The organism is Pantoea sp. X-Soil-ISGK-355 (assembly GCF_059730805.1).
The window spans coordinates 3,912,924-3,930,230 of the sequence record NZ_AP035971.1 but is presented as its reverse complement, the minus strand read 5'-3'; the positions used below and the strand labels follow the sequence as shown (position 1 = coordinate 3,930,230).

At 54.5% G+C, this 17,307-nt stretch carries 11 protein-coding genes; 4 read left to right on the top strand and 7 right to left on the bottom strand.

The window, feature by feature from the left end:
* Window positions 1-59: 59 nt before the first annotated feature.
* Entirely contained in the window at window positions 60-1,097 is a 1,038-nt protein-coding gene (gene cytR, locus AC6I8J_RS18115) for a DNA-binding transcriptional regulator CytR (RefSeq protein ID WP_161733003.1), read from the bottom strand.
* Between the two features lie 164 nt (window positions 1,098-1,261).
* Window positions 1,262-3,457, bottom strand: coding sequence for a primosomal protein N' (gene priA / locus AC6I8J_RS18110; RefSeq protein WP_161733005.1), 2,196 nt, complete (start codon window positions 3,455-3,457; stop codon window positions 1,262-1,264).
* A 225-nt stretch (window positions 3,458-3,682) separates the two neighbouring features.
* On the opposite strand from priA, the gene rpmE reads away from it, so the two are divergent.
* Window positions 3,683-3,898 carry a 50S ribosomal protein L31 gene (rpmE, locus tag AC6I8J_RS18105; RefSeq protein ID WP_003851227.1) on the top strand — a complete coding sequence of 72 codons (216 nt, stop codon included), beginning with the start codon at window positions 3,683-3,685 and terminating at the stop codon, window positions 3,896-3,898.
* A gap of 75 nt (window positions 3,899-3,973) precedes the next feature.
* Here rpmE and AC6I8J_RS18100 read toward each other — a convergent pair whose 3' ends face one another.
* The 3 genes from AC6I8J_RS18100 to metJ form a co-directional block, all read right to left on the bottom strand.
* Complete coding sequence (locus tag AC6I8J_RS18100) at window positions 3,974-5,578, bottom strand: filamentous hemagglutinin N-terminal domain-containing protein (RefSeq protein ID WP_497825616.1); 1,605 nt, start codon at window positions 5,576-5,578, stop codon at window positions 3,974-3,976.
* Between the two features lie 66 nt (window positions 5,579-5,644).
* Window positions 5,645-7,360, bottom strand: coding sequence for a ShlB/FhaC/HecB family hemolysin secretion/activation protein (locus AC6I8J_RS18095; protein WP_497825615.1), 1,716 nt, complete (start codon window positions 7,358-7,360; stop codon window positions 5,645-5,647).
* A gap of 286 nt (window positions 7,361-7,646) precedes the next feature.
* Complete coding sequence (gene metJ, locus AC6I8J_RS18090) at window positions 7,647-7,964, bottom strand: met regulon transcriptional regulator MetJ (RefSeq protein ID WP_009088019.1); 318 nt, start codon at window positions 7,962-7,964, stop codon at window positions 7,647-7,649.
* 273 nt (window positions 7,965-8,237) lie between these two features.
* On the opposite strand from metJ, the gene metB reads away from it, so the two are divergent.
* From metB to metF, 3 genes are all read left to right on the top strand, one after another.
* A complete protein-coding gene (gene metB / locus AC6I8J_RS18085; RefSeq protein ID WP_161733011.1) occupies window positions 8,238-9,398 on the top strand; it encodes a cystathionine gamma-synthase in 1,161 nt (386 codons plus the stop codon).
* 2 nt (window positions 9,399-9,400) lie between these two features.
* On the top strand, window positions 9,401-11,836 hold the full coding sequence (locus tag AC6I8J_RS18080) for a bifunctional aspartate kinase/homoserine dehydrogenase II (protein ID WP_161733014.1): 2,436 nt from the start codon (window positions 9,401-9,403) through the stop codon (window positions 11,834-11,836).
* Between the two features lie 202 nt (window positions 11,837-12,038).
* Window positions 12,039-12,941, top strand: a complete 903-nt coding sequence (gene metF / locus AC6I8J_RS18075) for a methylenetetrahydrofolate reductase (RefSeq protein ID WP_253420451.1) — start codon at window positions 12,039-12,041, stop codon at window positions 12,939-12,941.
* 95 nt (window positions 12,942-13,036) lie between these two features.
* Here the strand turns inward: metF and ppc are convergent, their stop codons facing one another.
* Complete coding sequence (gene ppc, locus AC6I8J_RS18070) at window positions 13,037-15,688, bottom strand: phosphoenolpyruvate carboxylase (RefSeq protein ID WP_161733018.1); 2,652 nt, start codon at window positions 15,686-15,688, stop codon at window positions 13,037-13,039.
* Between the two features lie 352 nt (window positions 15,689-16,040).
* Complete coding sequence (gene argE / locus AC6I8J_RS18065) at window positions 16,041-17,189, bottom strand: acetylornithine deacetylase (protein ID WP_497825614.1); 1,149 nt, start codon at window positions 17,187-17,189, stop codon at window positions 16,041-16,043.
* Window positions 17,190-17,307 lie beyond the last annotated feature (118 nt).

Here is a 17,307-nt window from a genome sequence, read left to right as displayed (position 1 = left end):
GGAACTTTGACCAGCAGTGTTCGCCTTAAGAATCTACTGAAAAAATCAGACAAATACGCTTATTTTTCACGCTTTTTTGCTCGCGCCGTGCTGCCACGAATGGTTAAACCGGCATCCAGCAGCCGCGATCCGCTGATGACCCGTTTGCCATTTAACTCATCCAGCAGCAGAAGCATCGCCTCCCGGCCTATCTGGTAACGTGGCTGCGTGACCGTGGTCAACGGCGGCTCGCAGTAACGTGATAGCTCAATGTCATCGAATCCGACCACAGAGAGGTCCTCCGGTATCCGCAGTCCACAGCGTCTGGCCTGATTCATCGCCCCCAGCGCCATAATATCGCTGTGGCAGAACAGGGCGCGCGGCGGTTGCGGCAGGGTCATCAGCTGATTCATGGCGGCCACGCCTGCTTCAAACGTAAAATCACCGCGCACAATATAGGTGGGATCGACCGTCAGCCCGCTGCGACGCATCGCCTGTACATAGCCCTGCAACCGATACTGACAGAGCGGCATCTCTTCCGGCCCGGCGATACAGGCGATCTGCGAGTGGCCTAACTGCAGTAAATGATTCACCGCTTCAAATGCGGCGGTCAGGTTATCGATGTGAACCGTGGGCAGCGACATTTCCGGCGCAAACTCATTCGCCATCACCATGGGCGGCAGGTTACGTTGCTCATCAATGCTGGCATCAAAGGGCAACTGTGACCCGAGCAGCACCATGCCATCGATCTGTCGTGTGACCATCAGATTGAGAAAGGTTCGCTCCTGCTGATTCTGATGAGCACAGTCACCAATCAGGACCAGATAGCCTTCTTCGGCTGCCGTGACTTCGACGCCACGAATGATTTCACTAAAGAAGGGATCGCAGATGTCAGGGACAATAACCAGGATGGTTCGCGTTTCGTTACGCCGTGCGTTGCGCGTTGGGCCATGTGCTGCATAGCCGACGGCGGCAACGGCCTGCTCGACTTTCTGGCGGGTCGCCGCAGAAACCTTCTCCGGATTCATGAGCGCACGCGATACGGTGGCGGTTGAGACGCCCGCATGCTCCGCGACATCCTTCATCGTGGCGGCGGGCGGTTGTTGATTCTGCTCCAACACATGCTCCTGACGCGTTATGGCGCGTTCGATTCTGTTTTTGCCTGACCTGAAAGCAATCCGGGCAACATTGTTAACGATTGCCCGGCTGGTTGTTACTTAATTTGCATAAAAATTGTGACTTATGCGACGTTTTTCGATCTGGCTCGCAGTGTCAGTAAAAATCAGCTCTCGGTCGGGTCGATATCCAGCGTCCATTTCACTTTGCGCGCAGCGGGGAGCGTTGAAACCAGCGGCAACGAACTGCTCAGTAACTGTTGCAGACGTTGCCGGGAAGGATGCTGCAACAGAAGTTGCCAGCGCCAGCGTCCACTGCGTTTGGGCTGCAAAGCGGGCAACGGACCCATAAACCACATCGCCTTGTCATTCAGCGGGCTCGCCTCCAGCAGGTTACGAAGTTGTTGCAAAAATTCGGCTGCCTGCTGGTTATCCATATCTTCCGCGCGGAACAGCGCATGGCGGCTCCAGGGTGGCAGGTGAACCGCCTGTCGCTCCAGCAGCGCCTGCTGGGCAAAGGCTGAATAACCCTGATGCAGCAGTGTCTGCAGTAAGGGGTGTTCCGGATGGTGAGTCTGCAGCATCACCTCACCCTGCTTTCCGGCACGGCCAGCACGGCCGGCGACCTGGGTGTAGAGCTGAGCAAAGCGCTCCGCCGCACGGAAATCGGCTGAGAACAGGGCACCATCAACATCCAGCAGCGAGACCAGTGTGACATCGGGGAAGTGGTGGCCCTTGGCCAGCATCTGGGTGCCGACCAGGATACGTGCGCCGCCACGATGGACGTCAGCCAGATGCTGCTCCAGGGCACCTTTGCGGCTGGTGGTATCGCGATCGATGCGCGACACCGGCACGCCAGGGAAGAGTGTGCCGAGCTGCTGCTCCAGCTGCTCAGTACCGACGCCGACCGGCAGCAGATGGGTTGAGCCACACTGCGGGCACTGATTAGGTAGCGGACGCTGGCTGTCGCAATGATGGCAGCGTAGCTGACGGTGGTGCTGATGCAGGGTGTAGTAGCGGTCACAGCGGGTACACTCGGCAATCCAGCCGCAGTCGTGACAGAGCAGGGCGGGTGAAAAGCCGCGGCGGTTAAGAAACAGCAACACCTGATTGTCGGCCTGCAGATGCTGGCGCATTTTACCAATCAGACCCGGTGCCAGGCCGCCGATCAGCTGCACGCCTTTTAAGTCAATAAGCTGTTGCAGTGCCGGTCTGGCATTGCCGGCGCGTTTTGTCAGGTCGAGCTGGCGATACTTGCCGCTGCGGACATTGTGCAGCGTCTCCAGAGCGGGCGTCGCCGATCCCATGACAATCGGAATATCTTCTTCATGTGCGCGGAAGACGGCCAGATCGCGCGCCTGATAGCGCCAGCCCTCCTGCTGTTTATAGGAGCTGTCATGCTCTTCATCAATAATGATGACGCCAGGACGAGCCAGCGGCGTAAACAGTGCCGAGCGGGTACCAATCACAATCGCCGTTTCGCCGCGCCGGGCACGTAACCAGACCGCCAGCCGTTCACTGTCATTTAATGCAGAGTGCAGCACATCGATGGGCGCATCAAAACGTTCCCGAAAGCGGGCAATCGTTTGTGGGGTTAAGCCAATCTCCGGCACCAGCACCAGCGCCTGTTTACCACGTGCCAGCACATTTTCCAGCACGCTGAGGTAAACCTCAGTTTTGCCGGAGCCGGTGATGCCCGCCAGCAGCCAGGCGGCATAGTGTTCATCATCTGCCCGAATCGCACCCACGGCCATCGCCTGATCGGTATTCAGTCGCAGCCGTTCGCCTTTTACAGCATAAGTGGTGCGCCAGTCGTGCATCTGCGGCTGATGCTCATGCAGTTCGCATAATCCTTTAGCCCGCAATGCCTGTAATGTTGCCTCGGTAAGATCGTGTTCACTGACCTGATGCCGATAGAGCGGTTGCTGACGCAGTGCTGCCAGCGCCTGCTGCTGTTTCGGGGCGCGCTTTAAACTTTCCGGCGCGGTTTCACGGCCCTGCTCGGTAATTTCCCAGCGCCACAGGGGATTGTCCTGCGCCGCTTTGCCCTGGCGCAGTAGCACCGGAATCGCGTGGCTCAGCACTTCACCCTGCGGCGAGTGGTAGTAGCTGGCGGCCCAGTTCAGGATGCGCCACAGCGACGGGGGATAGAGAGACTCACTGTCCAGCACCTCAACCACGCGCTTGAGCTGTGCTTCCGGCAGATCGCTGCTGTCACGAAAGGCGACCACAATCCCGATCATTCTGCGATTGCCAAAGGGCACACTCACGCGCCCGCCAATGACCGGCTGCACACCCTGAGGCGGCAGATAATCAAACAGGCGGGGCAAGGGGACGGGCAGGGCAACCTGAACAACGGGCATAACTCTCTCTTTCCGGCTCAATCATCGGGGAAGCTAGTGTACACGCTGACCCCCTGTGGCGGGTATCTCAGCATATATTTGCAGCAATCCAGACTTACCTGTATAATATGCCCCCTTCGGTGAGAAAATCTGGCCGGAGTACACCCTATAATGTTCAACCGCGTGTGGTGCTGTGCAGGTTAACGCCTGGCACGGAGAGCGACACGGCCTTCTATGAGGTTTCCCATGAAACAAGGTATTCACCCGAAATACGAAGCAGTTACTATCAAATGTACCTGCGGCAACGAGATCCACACCCGTTCAACACTGACTCACGAACTGAACCTGGACGTTTGTGGCAAATGCCACCCGTTCTATACCGGTAAGCAGCGTGAAGTGGCAACTGGTGGCCGTGTTGACCGCTTTAACAAGCGTTTCAGCGTGCCAGGCGCTAAAAAATAAGATTAAAAGGCACCTGAACCTGCGGGTTCGGCGGCAAGAAAAAACCCAGCTTCGGCTGGGTTTTTTTTATGGCTGTTACAGGCTGGTGTCCGTTCCCGGGGTCGCCGCAGGCTTATTCAGTTCAAGTACCTGCGTCGTATAAGTACCATCTAAATCACCAATCGCGGCGATCTTCGGTGCGGTAATCGAGATTTTATCGGCTGACATCGTACCTTTACTGCACAGCACCCAGAGTAAACAGGATGAGTTACTGATTTTCTTGTCTGTCGCCAGTGTCAGCGTTTCCGCCTTCATGGTACCGCTATTAGATATGCCGTTTTTGCCCGACACGTTTAACAGTCCGGTTGCCTGCATGACGCCCTGATTGCTGACCTCATTCGCCATAACAGAGGCACTCTGAGCGGTCAGAGTCGCCGCGTTAGAGACCTTTATCGCAGAAACATAGGCTGTCCCCTGTGAAGTCACGTCTCCGCCAGACAGGAGGCTGACCTCTTTAACGGCATTCATACTCAGGTTTCCAGCCTGAATTGCCCCTGAATTGAGCAGGCTGGTGTTGGCGACAGCCGTGACGACGCCGTCAACCGTATTATAACCGGTCTGCATGGCCAACGTTTTTGGCGTCGTGATTGTTCCTCTGTTCTCAATATTACCGGCCAGAGAAACAATATTTACAGCACCAGCAGCATCAATTTGCGCATTATTGTTGTTAGAAATTTTTCCCAGGCTGACGATGGTGGCGTAATCCGTCGTTTTAATGGTGCCGTTATTGGTGAACGCGTCCGTTGTCTGCAGAACAGCCTGGCTGGCAGACAGTGTTCCTCTGTTCGTTATGCTGCCACCTGCGGTGGCGCTAAGCAGTCCGGTTTCAATCGTGCCGCTATTGGTTAATGTGCCATTAGCTGCAATGTAGAGATTAGTCGCATTCAGTATGCCGCTATTATTGACACCCGCTCCGGCATCAGTAGTCTGCAGCTGAATAATTCCCGCAGTTGACCCACCCAGCGCGCTGACATCAATGGTGTTGCCGTAGGCTTTGGCCGTTCCAGTCGCTGTCGCCGAACCGGAAGCGATATTGTAATCATAGATACCAGCAATCGCTTGTAATTGAGTAGTAGCGATCTGTCCCTGAATATTAATTTTCTGCGCCAGAAGGTCGGTGTAATCGGCACCTTTCAGGCCATTACCATTAACCGTAATCGTGCCTTTCGCCACATTGAAACCAGTCAATGCACCCTCGGTAAAGGTGGGCGTTCCGGTGGTCAGCGTGGCGCGTCCGGTGTTAATAAAGCTACAGCCAGAGCAGGTAATACCATTCGGGTTGGCGATAATGACATCCGCTTTTTGACCGGCGACTTCAATATAGCCATTCAGTGAAGATGAGCTTTTTGAGATAACTTCATTCAGGATAAGGCTGGCTGACTTATCCAGATTGCTGTTTCGCGCAAGATCACCTTTGTCACGCACTAAATCTGTCGTGCTACTATTCAGGACCATTCCATCACTGGTGACGTTAAAATTCTGATACATATTATGAGAAAGACCATTTGCATCAGCCTGATTAATATTAACAACTGTCGATCCATTTGCATGAGTGTAAGTATTGAGTGCAGCCAGCGCAGGCTGGCTGCACAATGTGGCCACGCTAGCCAGGAATAACAGGTTAAACTTATGCTTCTTCATTATTTCTATCCTTTTTCTGTGTGAGTGTTTTTTAAAGTTTTTTTTATTAAAAAATGTCCATCTTTTTTAATATTTCCATTGCAATGAAAAACCCAGCGTAAGTGGATCAGTGTGAAAGGCTTGTGGTTTTTTTAGCGGGGTACCGGCAAAAAGATCAAAGCGTGTTTGCAGAAGTTTTCCCCGCAGGCCAACAACGCTGCCTATGACGGTTTTTCCTTTATGATACAGCTGGTTGTAATTGCCATAGACCTGGCCTGCATCAACACCGATATAGGGCTGAATCGGTTGGCCGGGGATTATCCAGCTAAGATCGTTGCGCCAGTACCCTCCCTTATTGTCCTGAAGAGAATATTCACCATCGAAACCGCGCACCGTCCAGCGGTTTGCCAGCGAAAAGCGGTTAAGTGACGAGAGGCTATCGGGCGAATATTGCAGGCTGATATGAGGGGAGTAATTCAGCCAGTTTTCATAGACACGAAAGTTGACGGAACCCTCAAGATCTAAAGTGGCAATCCGACCTTGCTTATCAATGAGTCCATACTCCTGCTCAACAGTATTACTGCTGTTAAACCAGGGCATCTTTCTTTGGTAACTTAGCGTGGTTGCGAGACCTGCATTATCAACATTGATTTGATGTTGCAGCACCGCTTTCCAGCCCGCACTTCTTTTATGCATGCTGACAAGGTCAAAATCATCCAGAGAGTAACGCGATTCCGTATCAAATATTTGCAGGCCAACCGTGCTGGTCTGATGTACGGTTCGTGAAATCAGCCGATTGAGTTGCGCACTGTAATAATGGTTCTTATTATTCAGCGTCCATTTTGCCCAGTTTCCGGTCATAAATTGTCGGTAGTCACTGTGACTGGCGTAGAGATCGAGCCACCAGTATCCCCAGGGGATTGAATAACCTATCGATTTATTACTGTTACCTTTTATCGTGTGCTTCGGGGCAATATCGTGGCCATAAGAGACATAAAGGGTGTCACTGAGTGAGGTAATATTATTCAGATAGAGCGCTGCACCACCCTGATATCGGCCTGTTGCAACCGAGCCAGCATCATTGAGCCATGCACCCACCTGCCAGTATTTATCCTGCCTGCGCTGGATATAAATGTCGCTTTCACCTTTGCCACTGCCAGGCACCAGATTGACGTTAACCTGCGATCCCGGTACTCGCTGAAGATTAAGACTACCCTGTTCAAGGTCGCTGAGTTCAAGCACATCACCCGCTTTGAACGGTAATGTGCTGGTTAAATTAATATAATCGTCTCCGGATTTATTAAGAACGATTTTTCCCACTTTACCGGCATTAATATCAAATTTTAATTCACCACCTGACAGGTTCTGCTCCGGTAAATTAACACGTGTGGTGATATATCCCGCCCGGATGATTTCATTTTGCAGAGTTTTTGCCAGCAGTTTTATACCCGCGATACCCAGACATTTTCCTTCTGCCTGAGAAGTAAAATACCTTAATTTTTCGAGGTGAAGTTTTTTGTTATCCTGCTTTAAAAAGACCTTATCGATAAGATAACATTTTTCTTCATGCGGAAAGGGAATCTCTTCTGCCCGGAAGCGCTGTTGTTCAGACGCTGCCCGCTGCGGTTCAGGCATCAGTTGCGCTTTGCGTACCCGATCCTGTTGCAGTGCATTGATATTCCCATTTGACTCTGTGAGAGCGGGTGCAGCTTTCGCCTGATCAGGAAAGGAAAAGGTTACTGCAGCGAAAAAAATAAGAAGATAAGCGGATGCAGATGACGTTATTTTATATTTAATGCTCATTTTCTTTCCGTGAAATAGTCGCTCTGGCAAAATTTTACGGATGCAGATAATAGTGAACAATAGTAATTATTCTATTGTCGGAATAAAAAGACATTCTTATTGCAACAGAAATAACGGAATAATAGGAGAACAGGCTGGAGTTTTATGATAAGTCTGGCGGGCAATATTCAGAAGGGTCTGTCAGATTACGGAAAGCAGGAAGGTCATTTCACATCGGATCAGAAAGCGGCTCCCTGAGCGGAGCCTGCTCCTCTGAAGCGGGGTTAAGCGAAACCGGCCCCGGGAATTAATATTCCCAGGTATCCGGGTCGACACCCATCTGGCGCATGATTGCTTTTGCTTCTTCCGGAATCTCATCACTACGCTCTTTACGCAGGTCGACATCATCCGGCAGCGGTTGACCCGTAAAGGCATGTAAAAAGGCTTCGCAAAGCAGCTCGCTGTTGGTAGCGTGACGCAGGTTATTCACCTGACGACGGGTACGCTCATCCGTTAAAATCTTCAGCACGCTCAATGGGATAGAAACTGTAATCTTCTTGACCTGCTCGCTCTTCTTACCGTGCTCAGCGTATGGGCTGATATATTCGCCGTTCCATTCAGCCATGGGTTACCTTAATTAATAAACGTTAAATGTGAGGAAATCAGCGGATTATGCCTGATTTTTTCCTGCCTGACCCCTCATATGGCGGGTTTTCTTCGTTCGCCGCTTCTGCATTACAGAGGGGAACGCCAGGCGATGACGCATAATTTTAGCGGTTATTGCGTTTGTGCTCAATCTATACGCAAAGACATTTAGATGTCCAGATGTATTGACGTCTAATTAGAGGGTGATATTCTGTGGACTACATTTTTTTAACTCTTCAGGAACAATTCGCTCATGACGCGTAAACCGGCAACCATCGCAGTGCGCAGCGGTTTGAATGATGACGAGCAATATGGCTGCGTTGTCCCGCCCATCCACCTCTCTACAACCTATAACTTCCTGGATTTCAATGAGCCTCGTGCACATGACTATTCCCGTCGTGGTAACCCCACGCGTGATGTCGTACAGCGTACGCTGGCGGAACTGGAAGGCGGGGCGGGTGCGGTATTAACCAATACCGGCATGTCGGCTATTCACCTGGTCACGACGGTGTTCCTGAAGCCTGGCGATCTGCTGGTTGCGCCACACGACTGTTATGGCGGCAGCTATCGGTTATTTGACAGCCTGAGCAAACGCGGCGCGTATCGGGTGAAATTTGTCGATCAGGGCGACCCGGTGGCGCTGCAGGCGGCGCTGGATGAAAACCCCAAACTGGTGCTGATTGAAAGTCCCAGTAATCCGCTGTTGCGCGTCGTGGATATCAGCGCGATTTGCGCCGCCGCACGCGCGGCGGGTGCCGTCAGCGTAGTAGACAACACCTTTATGAGTCCGGCGCTGCAGAATCCTCTCGCGCTGGGTGCGGACCTGGTGATCCACTCCTGTACCAAATACCTCAATGGTCACTCCGATGTGGTGGCGGGCGCGGTGATTGCCAAAGATCCGCAACTGGCGACCGACCTGGCCTGGTGGGCAAATAACATTGGCGTGACCGGCGCGGCATTTGACAGTTATCTGCTGCTTCGCGGGATTCGTACGCTGTCACCGCGCATCGCCGCTGCTCAACGCAACGCACTCGCGATTGTGGACTATCTGAAGCAGCAAAAGCGGGTGAAAAAGTTGTATCATCCTTCGCTGCCGGAAAACGCCGGACACGAACATGCTGTACGTCAGCAGCGTGGCTTTGGCGCCATGCTGAGTTTCGAGGTCGACGGTGATGAGGCGCTGCTGCGTCGCTTCCTGAAAGCGTTGCGGTTATTTACGCTGGCGGAATCGCTGGGCGGCGTAGAGAGTCTGATCTCCCATACCGCCACCATGACGCACGCGGGGATGTCGGCAGAAGCACGCGCGGCAGCAGGCATTTCCGATACGCTGCTACGGGTTTCTGTTGGTATTGAAGATCACGAAGATTTAATTGCCGATCTGGATAATGCATTCCGGATCGCAGCCGAGGATTAAGCATGACGATTTCAGCAGGCGCGGGAACGCCGAACATCAGGCAGTTGCACAAGTTTGGCGGCAGCAGCCTGGCCGATGCGCGCTGCTATCAGCGCGTTGCCAGCATTATGGCGGACTACAGCCAGCCGGGCGATCTGATGGTGGTCTCCGCGGCAGGTTCAACCACCAACCAGCTGATTAGCTGGCTGAAGCTGAGCCAGAACGATCGGCTCTCTGCGCATCAGGTGCAACAGGCTTTACGGCGCTACCAGAGCGAGCTAATCGGTGCGCTGCTGCCTGCTGAGATCGCCGAACCCTTAATCACTGCATTTATCCGCGATCTGGAAAAGCTGGCCGTACTGCTGGATGCGCCGATCACCGATGCGGTCTATGCCGACGTGGTCGGGCACGGTGAAATATGGTCGGCACGCCTGATGTCAGCGGTACTGAGCCAGCGTGATCTGCAGGCCTGCTGGCTGGATGCGCGTGAGTTTCTGCGTGCTGAACGTGCTGCTCAGCCGCAGGTGGATGAGGGTAAATCCTGGCCCCTGCTGCAGACTTTGCTGGCGCAGCATCCGCAAAAGCGCATCGTGGTAACCGGCTTTATCAGCCGCAACGATGCCGGTGAAACCGTCCTGCTTGGCCGCAACGGCTCCGACTATTCCGCCACGCAGATTGGCGCGCTGGCGGGTGTAGGACGCGTGACCATCTGGAGCGATGTCGCGGGCGTTTACAGCGCCGATCCCCGCAAAGTTTCTGATGCCTGTCTGCTGCCGCTGTTAAGGCTGGATGAAGCCAGTGAGCTGGCTCGCCTGGCTGCTCCGGTGCTGCATACCCGCACGCTGCAGCCGGTTTCTGGCAGCGATATCGACCTGCAACTGCGCTGCAGCTATCAGCCAGAGCAGGGCTCAACCCGCATCGAGCGTGTGCTGGCTTCGGGGACCGGGGCGCGCATCGTAACCAGCCACGATGATGTTTGCCTGATTGAAATTCAGCTGCCAGAGCAGCATGACTTCGCTATCCTGCACAAAGAGATCGATCTGCTGCTGAAGCGCGCGCAACTGCGCCCGCTGGCGTTTGGCGTCCATCCTGATCGTCAGCTGCTGCAACTCTGTTATACCTCCGAAGTGGTCAACAGCGCCTTCACGTTGCTACAGGACGCCGGTTTACCGGGTCATCTGCAGCTGCGCGACGGCCTGGCACTGGTAGCGCTAGTGGGAGCAGGCGTTACCCGTAACCCGCTGCATACTCATCGCTTCTGGCAGCAGTTAAAAGATCAGCCTGTTGAATTCATCTGGCAGTCAGAAGATCACATCAGCGTGGTGGCGGTGCTGCGCGTCGGGCCGACCCAGCACCTGATTCAGGGACTGCATCAGTCACTGTTCCGCGCAGAAAAGCGCATCGGTCTGATGCTGTTTGGCAAAGGCAATATCGGTTCACGCTGGCTGGAACTGTTTGCCCGCGATCAGGAAACGCTGTCAGCGCGCACCGGCTTTGAATTTGTGCTGGCGGGCGTCGCGGACAGCAGCCGCAGCCTGCTGAGCTATGACGGGCTGGATGCCAGTCGTGCACTCGCCTTCTTTGATGATGAGGCGGTGGAGCGCGATGAAGAGTCGCTGTTCCTGTGGATGCGTGCTCACCCGTTCGATGACCTGGTGGTACTGGATGTCACGGCCAGTACACCCCTGGCGCAGCAGTATCTTGACTTTGCCAGCCACGGTTTTCATGTGATCAGCGCCAACAAGGTTGCGGGTGCGTCTGACAGCCAGACCTGGCGGCAGATTCGCGATGCCTTTACCAAAACCGGGCGTCACTGGCTCTATAACGCCACTGTTGGTGCTGGTCTGCCGATTAACTATACGGTGCGCGATCTGCGCGACAGCGGCGATACCATTCTGGCGATTAGCGGGATCTTCTCCGGTACGCTGTCGTGGCTGTTCCTGCAGTTTGATGGCACGGTGCCGTTTACCGAGCTGGTGGATCAGGCGTGGCAGCAGGGGTTAACCGAGCCTGATCCGCGCGCCGATCTCTCGGGTCAGGATGTGATGCGCAAACTGGTGATCCTTGCCCGTGAGGCGGGCTACAACATCGAGCCGGATCAGGTGCGGGTTGAATCGCTGGTGCCGAACAACTGTCAGCAGGGATCTGTGGACCACTTCTTTGAAAATGGCGAAGAGCTGAACGAGCAGATGCTGCAGCGGCTGGAAGCCGCGCGGGAGATGGACCTGGTGCTGCGCTACGTTGCCCGTTTTGATGCTAACGGCAAGGCGCGCGTAGGTGTTGAAGCGGTGCGACCGGAGCACCCGCTGGCCGCGCTGCTGCCGTGCGACAACGTCTTTGCCATTGAGAGCCGCTGGTATCGCGATAATCCGCTGGTGATCCGCGGGCCGGGCGCAGGCCGGGATGTCACCGCCGGCGCTATTCAGTCAGATATTAATCGCCTCGCACAACTGCTGTAATCCCTCCTCATCAGGCGCTTCGGCGCCTGTTTTCAAAGCGTTATCTCCTTCCTGTTGAAATCCCTTCATGTTGATTGAAAATTGATCACGTCAGTTGACCATTTTTACGTTGACGGCACACTGAGATTGCGTCATTTTGAACATCTGGACGTCTAAACGTGTAGATGTTTTCAGGCCGATTATTAATCAGTGAGGGTGCAGGATGAGTTTCTTTCATGCCAATCAGCGCGAAGCGCTAAACCAGAGTCTGGCTGAACTGAACGGGCAAATTAATGTGTCGTTTGAGTTCTTTCCGCCGCGCACCAGCGAAATGGAAGAGACTCTGTGGACCTCAATTGACCGCCTGAGCAGTCTGAAACCGAAATTCGTTTCTGTCACTTACGGTGCGAACTCAGGTGAACGTGATCGCACCCACAGCATTATCAAAGACATTAAAGATCGCAGCGGCCTGGAAGCCGCACCCCATCTGACCTGTGTTGATGCGACGCGCGATGAACTGCGCACCATCGCTCAGGATTACTGGAACAACGGCATCCGCCATATTGTGGCGCTGCGTGGCGATCTGCCGCCTGGTAGCGGCAAGCCAGAGATGTATGGCAGCGATCTGGTTTCGCTGCTGAAAGAGGTTGGCGATTTTGATATTTCCGTCGCCGCCTATCCGGAAGTCCATCCTGAAGCGAAAAGCGCCCAAGCCGACCTGATTAATCTCAAACGAAAAATCGATGCAGGCGCAAATCGGGCTATTACCCAGTTTTTCTTCGACGTCGAAAGCTATCTGCGTTTCCGCGATCGCTGTGTTGCCACCGGCATTGACGTGGAAATTGTGCCGGGTATCCTGCCGGTCTCTAACTTTAAGCAATTGCAACGCTTTGCCACGCTGACCAATGTGCGTGTGCCGGGCTGGATGAGCGCGATGTTTGCCGGTCTGGATGACGATCCGGAAACGCGCAAAATGGTGGGAGCAAATATCGCGATGGATATGGTGAAAATCCTGTCACGCGAAGGGGTGAAAGATTTCCATTTTTACACGCTGAACCGTGCCGAAATGAGTTACGCCATCTGCCACACGTTAGGGGTTCGTCCGGTTGCGGCGGCGGCGGCTTAACCGCTCTGCCTGATCCCGTAAAAAAGTCGGGAAATTCCCGACTTTTCTATTGCTGCTCTCCGGCGGCGCGGAGTGGGGGCCGTGCCTGATCAGGATTAACCGGTATTGCGCATGCCTGCTGCGACACCCGCAATCGTCACCATCAGAGCCTGCTCAACGCGGGCATCCGGTTCTTCACCCCGCGCTTCCTGCGCACGGGAACGATGCAGCAGTTCTGCCTGGAGTACGTTGAGCGGATCGGTATAGACGTTACGCAGCGCAATCGACTCGGCAATCCACGGCTGGTCAGCCATCAGGTGCGAGTCGTTGGCGATGGTCAGTACCGCTTTAATATCGGCATCAAGCTGATCGCGTAGCTGTTTGCCCAGCGGCCAGAGTGATTTGTCGACCAGACGCTGATCGTAATATTCCGCCAGCCACAGGTCCGCTTTCGAGAACACCATCTCCAGCATGCCCAGACGGGTTGAGAAGAACGGCCAGTCGCGGCACATCGCTTCCAGCTGATCCTGATGACCGGCCGCCATCGCCTGCTGCAGGGCAGCACCGGCACCGAGCCAGGCAGGCAGCATCAGGCGGTTCTGCGTCCAGGCAAAAATCCACGGGATCGCACGTAGCGACTCCACGCCACCGGTAGGACGGCGTTTAGCCGGACGTGAGCCGAGCGGTAATTTACCCAGTTCCTGCTCCGGCGTCGCCGAACGGAAGTAGGGGACGAAGTCTGCATTTTCACGCACATACCCGCGATACATTGCGCAGGAGTCAGCAGAGAGCTGATCCATGATGTCGCGCCATTCGCGTTTTGGCTCCGGTGGTGGCATCAGGTTCGCTTCCAGAATCGCGCCGGTGTAGAGCGACAGGCTGGCGATCGTCACGGCTGGTAAACCATATTTAAAGCGGATCATCTCGCCCTGTTCGGTCACACGCAGACCGCCGCGCAGGCTGCCTGGCGGTTGTGACAGCAGCGCAGCATGGGCAGGTGCGCCGCCACGGCCAATGCTGCCGCCGCGTCCGTGGAACAGCGTCAGTGAAATCCCGGCTTTTTCGCAGGTTTTAATCAGCGCATCCTGTGCCTGATACTGCGCCCAGCTGGCGGCCATCACACCGGCATCTTTCGCCGAGTCAGAATAGCCAATCATCACCATCTGTTTGCCCTGAATAAAGCCGCGATACCAGTCGATGCTCAGTAACTGGCTCATCACGTCGTTTGCGTTGTTCAGGTCATCCAGTGTTTCAAACAGCGGTGCAACCGGCATCGCATAGCCGATACCTGCTTCTTTCAGCAGCAGATGCACGGCCAGCACGTCGGACGGGGTTTTCGCCATCGAAATAACATAAGCGGCGATAGAGCCTTGTGGGGCTTCAGCCGCAACGCGACAGGTCTCCAGCACTTCACGCGTCTCATCGCTGGGTTCCCAGCTGCGTGGCAGCAATGGGCGTTTGGAGTTCAGTTCACGGATCAGGAAGGCCTGTTTGTCTGCTTCGGACCAGCTTTCATAATCGCCGAGGCCCAGGTAACGGGTGACTTCAGCAATCGCCTCTGTATGGCGGGTACTTTCCTGACGCAGATCGATACGCACCAGCGGCACGCCGAAGCATTTCACGCGGCGCAGCGTATCGAGCAACTGACCGTTGGCAATAATGCCCATGCCGCACTGTTGCAGTGACTGATAGATGGCATACAACGGGTCCCACAGCTGATCGTTTGAGACCAGCAAATCGGCCGGACGCGGCAGACGCTCACCTTTCAGGCGGCGTTCCAGGAATGACTGGGTAGACATTAACTGGCTGCGCAGGCGTTTCAGGATTACGCGATAAGGTTCCAGCGCTTCCGGATCGCCGCTGAGCTCGCGGATCTCTTCGCTGCACTCGGACATCGACAGCTCGGAAATCAATACGCCGATATCACGCAGGAACAGGTCTGTGGCTTTCCAGCGGCTTAGCTGCATCACATGGCGGGTGATCGATGCCGTGACGTTCGGGTTACCGTCGCGGTCGCCACCCATCCAGGAGGTGAACTGAACCGGCACGAAATCGACCGGCAGCTTAATGCCAAAGGCCTCTTCGACCTGCTCATTCAGCTCACGCAGGAAGGCCGGAACGCCTTCCCACAGGCTGTTTTCCACGACGGCAAAGCCCCATTTGGCTTCGTCGACAGGGGTCGGACGATATTTGCGGATCTCATCGGTGTGCCACGCCTGTGCCACCAGCTGACGCAGACGGCGCATAATCTGGTTACGCTCGTAGTCGGAGACGTCGCTGTGGTCGAGCTGTTTCAGACAGCTGTTCACTTCAACCAGCTTGTGAATCAGCGTACGGCGGGTGATTTCGGTCGGGTGCGCAGTCAGCACCAGCTCCAGCGACAGCGACTCAATGGCCGCCAGAATGTCGGTTTCGCTGATATCTTTCTGCTGCTTCAGGGTATCAAAGGTCTTTTTCAGCAGTTCAGGATGGTTCTCACCTTCGCCGCTCTGCGAGATGGTCTGATACTGCTCAGCCACGTTGGTGAGGTTCAGAAACTGGCTGAATGCGCGTGCAACCGGCAGAAGCTCCTCGTTGGAGAGGTTCTGCAGCGTATTGAGCAGCTCTTTACGATGAGTATCATTGCCTGCACGGGATGACTTGGAGAGCTTACGGATGGTTTCCACCTGGTCGAGGATGTTCTCTCCCAGTGCATCCTTAATCGTATCCCCGAGCAGTTTGCCGAGCATACTGACATTACTTCGCATTGCGGAATATTGTTCGTTCATTGGACCCTGACACCCTTATCGTCTTTAAAAACTTCTACACCCGACCTTTCAGGCAGCAAAAAATCAGCAACATCGTGTTCCCGATACTCTAAAGGGAACCGGCTCCGTTGCCGCCTGTCCGCATTCTGAAACGTTCTGGATAATCACCCGGTGGGCATAACATCGTCTTTTATCTAGCCACGTAATGTTGCGTTCGTCAAATGCGTTAAAGTGCGCTGAAGATGGCGCTAACTAACGGAAATTCACAGAATTTATCGGGAAGGAAGCGGGATAAGTTATTCTTATTGTTAATTCCCGCAGAATGAGGGGGCATTTTGCTGTTAATACAGTGAAATGCCCCATTTACTGTCAATCAGTGACAAAAATGCTGCACAACCTGACTGATAAGCGCCCGGGTCGGCTTAATAAATGCCGTATCGATAAATTCATCTGGCTGGTGTGCCTGATTAATCGAACCTGGACCCAGGACCAGCGTCGGGCAGAGCTGTTGAATAAACGGCGCTTCGGTGCAGTAGTTCACCACCTCGGTTGGCGTACCCAGCAATTTCTCTACCACGCTCACTAACTCATGGTTTGCCGGACACTCATAGCCCGGAATCGGCGGATGCAGTTCGGCCACCGTGACACGGCCCGGCCAGCGTGCACTCACGGGTGCCAGCGCCTCGTTCAGTAACCCATCCAGATCGCTCAGCGACAGGCCTGGCAGCGGACGGATATCCATATGCAGTTCACAGCAGGCGCAAATACGGTTAGCGGCGTCGCCGCCATGAATATGGCCGAAATTCATGGTGGGATAGGGAATAGCAAAGCCGTCATGGTGATAACGCTCCTGCAGCGTGTTACGCAGTTGCATCAGATGGGTGATCGACTCATGCATCAGTTCAATGGCATTGACGCCACGCGCCGGATCGCTGGAATGGCCCGATTTCCCTTCAATACGAATCACGTTGGACAGATGGCCCTTGTGCGCGCGCACCGGTTTCAGCGAGGTCGGTTCACCGATGATGGCGCAGTCGGGACGCAGTTGCGTTGATTCCGAAAAATATTTGGCACCCGCCATGGTGGTCTCTTCATCGGCTGTGGCGAGGATATAGAGCGGCTTACTCAGTGTGCTGACATCCACATCGCGCAGCGTATCGAGAATAAAGGCGAAGAAGCCTTTCATGTCTGCCGTGCCCAGACCATAGAGCTTGTTGTCGTGCTCGGTCAGGGTAAAGGGATCGCGCGTCCAGCGGCCATCGTCAAAGGGAACGGTATCCGTATGACCCGCTAACAGCAGGCCGCCCGCTCCGTTGCCGGTTCGCGCCAGCATGTTAAATTTATTGCGGGTGCCGGGCACCGGTTGCACTTCAACGCTGAAGCCAAGGTCGCGGAACCAGCCGGCCAGCAAATTGATTAAAGTTTCATTACTCTGATCCAGTGCGGCATCGGTTGCACTGATCGACGGTGTGGCGATTAACTGGCTGTACAGTTCAATAAAAGGCGGTAATTTTGTCTTCACTGTTGGCGGTCCTTGGGTTAGGATGTATCCATATTCATGCAGTAATAGTGAATAAAAATACATTAACGTCCTCTGCAAGGGAACCTTAAATCACTGCAGATGACAGGGTGGGTAACGG